Source organism: Lysobacter sp. 1R34A (genome assembly GCF_051217035.1).
Classification (GTDB): domain Bacteria; phylum Pseudomonadota; class Gammaproteobacteria; order Xanthomonadales; family Xanthomonadaceae; genus Lysobacter.
The window spans coordinates 1-5,913 of sequence record NZ_JBPKJP010000160.1; the positions used below are offsets into that span (position 1 = coordinate 1).

The following is a 5,913-nucleotide window of genomic DNA, read 5'->3' on the forward strand; positions in this document are numbered from 1 at the left end:
TCGCCTGCGACCAAGTCGCGGTCGGCTACGGCCTGGTGCCGAACACCGAACTCGCCGCGCAACTGGGCTGTGCGCTCGAGATCGACGGGCGCCATCCGCGGGTACGCGTCGTCTCGCCGGCGCCGAGAAGAAGCTCGCCTCGCTGTGCGCATCGAAAGGCGTGACCGACCAGTCGGGCTACGTCTATTTCGCCCAGGGGACCGCAGGCCATAACGATTACCTGTTCCCGGCGGACAAGTCCGCTCCGGCGCGTCGCTTCAAGCGCACGCAACTCGGTTTCGCCGGCAACACCGGCGGTTATGCCTATTCGTTCGAGGACGGCGGCCGCAAGCGCATCTTCTATTCGGTGTCCGGCGAAATGGGCCTGGAAGAGCAGGGCGTCATGGTGGTTGCCGACGGCGCCGAGAAGCCCGAGACCGCGCTGACTTGCGAAAAGGACAGCGTGGTCCGCAACGAAGACAACGTCCTGTTCAAGTTCACCCGTAGCTGGGACCGCGACGCGCAGCTCGACAAGCGCGGCCTGCCGCCCAGGAATTAATTCATCGGCCGGACCGAGTGCGGCCGCTATCGAAGATCCATCAAGGAGGAATTATGTCGACCCCAAGCAATCGTGATTTTCTGCTGCTCCGCGCCTATGAAGCAGGCATCCGCGATCCGAAGGAACTGGCCGGGTTCATGGGCCAGATGCAGGTCGAGTCCGGCAACTTCAAAAGCATGCACGAAGGGCTGGGCTATAGCAGCGAGCGCCTGCTGGAAGTGTTCCCGGGGCGCAACGGCATGGACACCAAGGCCGAGGCCGACGCGATCGTGCGCGGCGGCCGCGATGCGATCGCCAATGCGATCTACGGCGGCGCCTGGGGCCGCGAGAACCTCGGCAACACCGAGCCGGGCGACGGCGCGCGCTTCCACGGCCGCGGCTACGTCCAGCTGACCGGCCGCGACAACTACGAGCGCGTCGCCCGCGAGATCGGCATCGACGTGGTGGGCAACCCCGATCTGGCCGCCGATCGCGAGAACGCGGCCAAGATCGCCGTGCACTACTGGCAGGGCCGGGTGGTGCCGAACGGTCACCAGACCAATGTTCGCGAAGCCACCCACGACATCAACGGCGGCTACAACCACCTCAAGGAACGCCGGGAAGCGGTGGGCCAGTGGGAGCGTGCGTTGACGCCGGAAGTGATGGAGCGCCTGGCGCGCGGCGAAGTGGCGCTGCCGGCCTCGCCGGGCCAGCGCGATGCGATGTCCGACGGGGTGCTCAAGCTCAACGAGCGCGGCCCGGCGGTGCAGCAGATGCAGGAGCAACTCAAGCGCCTCGGCATCCGCGACGCGCAGGGCAACGAGATCAATCCCGACGGCCATTTCGGCGCCCACACCAAGGAAGCGCTGCAGGCGTTCCAGCGCGAGCACGGCCTCAAGGACGACGGCATCGCCGGCAGCAAGACCCTGGAAGCCCTGCGCAACGCGCAGCCGAACCAGCAGCAGGGCAACCGCGACGCTACCCAGCCGACCCCGCAGCAGGCCGACCCGGCGCGTGCGCCGTTGCTGTCGGACCCGGCCAACCGCGACAACGCGATGTATCGCCAGGCCCTCGAAGGCGTGGAACGCCTGGGCCCGCAGGCCGGCTTCCGCAATCGCGAGGACATGGAGCGTGCCGCAGCCAGCCTGACCTATGAAGCGCGGGTCAGCGGCCTCAACAAGATCGACCACGTCGTGCCGAGCGCGAACGGCACCGGCCTGTTCGCGGTGCAGGGCGAACTCAACGACCCGGGCAACCATCGCGTGCACGTCGACGGCCGCCAGGCGCGCCAGCAGACGGTCGAGCAGTCGAGCCAGCAGCTGCAACAGGACGTGCTGCAGCAGGCACCGCAGACGCAGGAAGCGCGTCAGCAGCAACCCAAGCCGATGATGGCTTGACCGAGCGGCCCTCGGCTCCCGCAGGACGCGGAAGCCAAGGGCGTTGTGTGGTCTGGTGCGTCCGCCGCCGATACGGCGGACGCGCCAGGCCGGCTCGTGTAGTGCGCCCCGGGCGGCGTTCGTCGCCCGCGGCTTCGAATCACTGGACTGGTTGGACCGCTCATGACGACGAACCCGTACACCGCAGCGCTCGCCGTATCCGCCCTGACTCTCGCGCTGGCCGCGTGCAATGCCGATCCGGCCGCGAACGCGTCGGTGTCGACGCCGCAGCCGCTGGCCTCGGCGGCGAACGACGGCGTTCCCAACGACGCGCGGGCGAAGAGCACCGATATTCCCCCGGGGTTTTCCTCGTACGCGTCGGAGTCGATCGGCGACAACAAGCAATGCGTGGTCGGTGCGGCGGTCGACGACGACGGCATGAACCAGCGTCCCGTGGCCTACGTCGCCGAGACCTCCGGCAAGGCCTTGTGGACGCGCACCCTGGAGCTGCCCGCGCAGACCTACCAGAGCCGCGCGACCCATTGCGTGCGCGAAGCCGACTCGGTGTACGTGTTGCTGCAGTCCGACACCCAGCCGCAACAACGTTCGTCGCAGACGTTGTTGCGGGTGGTCAGGCTCGCGCTCGGCGACGGTACGGTGCAGGGCCAAGCCGACGTGCCTGTGCCCGGCGTCAAGGATCCCGTCTCGGCCTGGGTCGAAGAGGGGGCGCAGGGATTGCGCTGGAGCAATGGCGGCCTGATCGTTTCCGGCCAGTACTACCGTCTCGACGACAGCGATCGGCGCAGCACCTTCCAGGTGGGGCTGAAACCCGATCTGAAATCGTAGGCGGCAGGTTCGGCGTCTTGCTTTCGGTCCGCACGGAAGCGGCCGCAAGGCACCGGCATGGGTCAGGAGCATCAGCAGGGCCACGGAGGGTGGCAGCGGCGCAGGCGCCGCTCGACGGGGGCCGATGGTCGGCCCGCTGCGACAGTCCGTAGCGTTTGGGGAAGCAAGATGAACTGCAAGAAATTAGCGATATTGACGATGCTGGTATGGCTGGGCGGATGCGAGGTCGCGTCCAGAAGCCCGGGCGCGAGCGCACCGGCGGACAAAGCCGGGGCGCCGGCCAGGACCGCGGCGGCGGCCGCCGGCAAGGCCGGAGTGGCCTGTCCGTCGCAGCAATTCGACGCCTTCCTGGCGGCGTTCATGGACGACATCGCGGTCCAGAGGGCGTTCACCGCCAGCCCGCTGCGAAGCGAAACGGTCGATGCCAACGCCGATCCGGAACCCAGGCCGGTCACGACGATGCTCGACGGCACCGCCTTGCGCTTCCCGGTGATGCCGGGCGCGCAGCAACAACAGCGCGACGGACTCGTGCTCAGCCAGACCGAATTGAACGGCGACAAGGAAGTGATGCTGGCCAAGCCGGACACCGACTACCAGATGTCGTTCTTCTTCAGAAAGGGCGAATGCTGGACCTTGTACCGCATGCGCGACGACTCCCTGTGAGCCGCGCGATGCAAGCCAAGCCCTTGAGGAGACGCTGACATGTCGTACCAGGACACCATGAACGTGATCCTGCCGCCGCAACACGGACGCTCGGCGCACATCACCGGCCATTACGGCGAACACCGCGACAACGGCGCCCACGGCGGCTCCGATTTCAACTATGTCGGCGGCCAGGCCGGCGTCAACCTGACCCATCCGACGATTCATTCGCCGGTGGCCGGCACCGTCGAATTCGTCGGTGGACGCTACGGCACCATCAGCATCCGCGACGCCGAAGGCAACAGTCACCAGTTGCTGCACACGCAAAGCCAGTCGGTGGTGGTCGGGCAGCGCGTCGAACCGGGCACCGAGATCGGCACGATGGGCGGCCGCGGCCCGCGCGGCGCCGAGCAGTACGCCCAGCACGTGCATTACCAGATGAAGGACAGCGAGGGCCGCAACCTCAACCCGGAAACCTTCTGGAACCAGCGCCAGACGGTCGGTGCGCGCGGCGGCCAGGCCGCGGCCGAGCGTCCCGCCGCCGACGACGGCGTGCTGCGCCAGGGCGAACGGGGCGCCGACATCCGCGCGATGCAGGACCAGCTCAACAAGCTCGGTTATCGCGACGCGCAGGGACGGCCGTTGAACGCCGATGGCGATTTCGGCGACCGCACCCGCGAGGCCTTGCTGGCTTTCCAGCGCGACCAGGGCCTGAAGGACGACGGCATCGCCGGCAAGCGCACCCTCGAGTCGCTCAAGAAAAGCGAGCCGTCGAACCTGCTGTCGAACTCAAACAGCCCGCATTACGCGATGTACCAGCAGGCGCTCGGCGGGCTGGAAAAGCTGGGCCCGCAGGCCGGCTTCCGCGGTCGCGAGGATCTCGAACGCGCCGCGGCGACCCTGACCTACGAGGCCAAGGTCAGCGGCCTGAACAAGATCGACCACGTCGTCATGAGCACCAACGGCAACGGCCTGTTCGCGGTCCAGGGCGGGCTCAACGACCCGGCTCATCACCGCGTGTTCGCCAACAAGGACATCGCGATGAACCAGCCGATCGAGCAGTCGAGCCAGCGGCTGCAGCAGGACCTGCCGCAGCAGGCGCTCACCGCGCAGCAGCAGGGCCAGGAACCGCGTCAACAGCAACAGCCGCCGCGGATGCACACGATCTGACGCGGGCACGGCCGATCCGCGCCCCGCATCGGCCGCGCCCTCTCGTTTCATGGCCATCCGCACGCAAACACCGCCCCGCAACGAACGCCACGCACAAGGAAGACAGGCATGAATCTCCCCCGGTTTCTGGTAATCCCCCTGGCCCTGGCGCTCGGCGCCTGCGGCGCGAACGGTCAGGACGCCGCGCAGTCGGACTCGCCGTTCAAGGAACTCGAGGGCGCCAGCCCGAATGCTGTGGCCGCCGCTCCGGCGGTCGGCGCGACCGTGACCGCACCGGCGCCCGCACCGGCTGCGGCCGCGTGCCCGGCGCAGGGCTTCGACGATTTCCTCAAGGCCTTTGCAGGCGATGCGCAGACCAGGAGCCGCTACACCTTGCCGACGATCAAGGTCGTCGACTTGGTCGACGTCGGCGAGGACACCCAGCAGCGCACCGAGCAAGTGCCGGCCAAGGACTACACCGGTTTCAACCTCGCGTATCGCGACGACGGTTTCCATGTCGTCGACAGCGCCGGCGCGGTCGATCCCAAGCCGGTCGCGGTCGAGGTCAAGGCCGAAGCGGCCGAGGCCTATTTCGTCCGCTACCGGTACGGCATGTCGGAAGGCAATTCCTATCGTTTCGTCAAGCGCGACGGCTGCTGGTTCCTCGCCGAGGACCCGGAACCGTCCGCGCCCTGATCGCCCACCGATCGCACCCAGCCACGATCTTCAACCACTCAATGGAAGGACTCTCATGAGCCGCTATCGCATCACGGAAAGCGTGGGCAGCCGCGTCGAGCACGTGCACAGCTACGACGACCTCGACATCCATCACCCCAGCCGCAACGCGCGCGGTCTGCGGACCGGCCGCGATGCCGACTTCGAGCGCGGCCGCGACCATGCGCGGGTCGACGGCGAGTTCGAGGAAATCCGCCGCACCAACGACGGCCGCACCCTGGTCAAGAAGGATTTCATCCTCAGCCAGGACAGCCCGGGCCGGGTGCAGATTCCCTCGCCGGTCGAAGGCTATGTGCATTACCTGCCGAACGACCCTTCCGCGGCGCTGCGCATCTACGACCGTCCGCACGATCAGCCCGGCGCCAAGCTGTTGGGCCAGGTGCTGCACATGGACCGCGACTCGTTCAAGCTCAAGGAAGGCGCGCACGTGCAGTACGGACAGCCGCTCGGCGCGATGTCCGACACCGGGACGCCGGGTTCGGTGCATGCGCACGTCGAGGTCGAGGCCGAGCAGTTCAAGCGCTACATCCACGACATCGACCGCGGTGCGATCACCCCGGACCGTTACCCGGCCAAGAACGGCCAGACCGCCGAGGCGCCGGCGCGCGAGGACGCGCACCGCGAAGCTGCGCCGCGCCCGGCCAGCCG

At 67.8% G+C, this 5,913-nt stretch carries 6 protein-coding genes and 1 pseudogene; all 7 read left to right on the plus strand.

The annotated features are described in order from the left end of the window. Positions 1 to 160 precede the first annotated feature (160 nt). Entirely contained in the window at positions 161 to 538 is a 378-nt protein-coding gene (locus ACSAMQ_RS19705) for a hypothetical protein (RefSeq protein WP_435397287.1), read from the plus strand. Between the two features lie 53 nt (positions 539 to 591). Beyond that, entirely contained in the window at positions 592 to 1,914 is a 1,323-nt protein-coding gene (locus ACSAMQ_RS19710; protein WP_435397288.1) for an XVIPCD domain-containing protein, read from the plus strand. A 162-nt stretch (positions 1,915 to 2,076) separates the two neighbouring features. Then, positions 2,077 to 2,739, plus strand: a complete 663-nt coding sequence (locus tag ACSAMQ_RS19715; RefSeq protein ID WP_435397289.1) for a hypothetical protein — start codon at positions 2,077 to 2,079, stop codon at positions 2,737 to 2,739. Positions 2,740 to 2,796: 57 nt separating this feature from the next. Further along, complete coding sequence (locus ACSAMQ_RS19720; RefSeq protein ID WP_435397290.1) at positions 2,797 to 3,402, plus strand: hypothetical protein; 606 nt, start codon at positions 2,797 to 2,799, stop codon at positions 3,400 to 3,402. A gap of 39 nt (positions 3,403 to 3,441) precedes the next feature. Beyond that, on the plus strand, positions 3,442 to 4,551 hold the full coding sequence (locus ACSAMQ_RS19725; protein WP_435397291.1) for an XVIPCD domain-containing protein: 1,110 nt from the start codon (positions 3,442 to 3,444) through the stop codon (positions 4,549 to 4,551). Positions 4,552 to 4,659: 108 nt separating this feature from the next. Further along, positions 4,660 to 5,226, plus strand: a complete 567-nt coding sequence (locus ACSAMQ_RS19730; protein WP_435397292.1) for a hypothetical protein — start codon at positions 4,660 to 4,662, stop codon at positions 5,224 to 5,226. Positions 5,227 to 5,281: 55 nt separating this feature from the next. Continuing rightward, a pseudogene (locus tag ACSAMQ_RS19735) lies at positions 5,282 to 5,913 on the plus strand (hypothetical protein); the annotation flags it as partial.

Coding starts and splice junctions, on each gene's coding strand:
- ACSAMQ_RS19710 (WP_435397288.1), top strand. CDS start 592: ATGTCGACCCCAAGCAATCGTGATTTTCTGCTGCTCCGCGCCTATGAA.
- ACSAMQ_RS19720 (WP_435397290.1), top strand. CDS start 2,797: ATGGGTCAGGAGCATCAGCAGGGCCACGGAGGGTGGCAGCGGCGCAGG.
- ACSAMQ_RS19715 (WP_435397289.1), top strand. CDS start 2,077: ATGACGACGAACCCGTACACCGCAGCGCTCGCCGTATCCGCCCTGACT.
- ACSAMQ_RS19725 (WP_435397291.1), top strand. CDS start 3,442: ATGTCGTACCAGGACACCATGAACGTGATCCTGCCGCCGCAACACGGA.
- ACSAMQ_RS19730 (WP_435397292.1), top strand. CDS start 4,660: ATGAATCTCCCCCGGTTTCTGGTAATCCCCCTGGCCCTGGCGCTCGGC.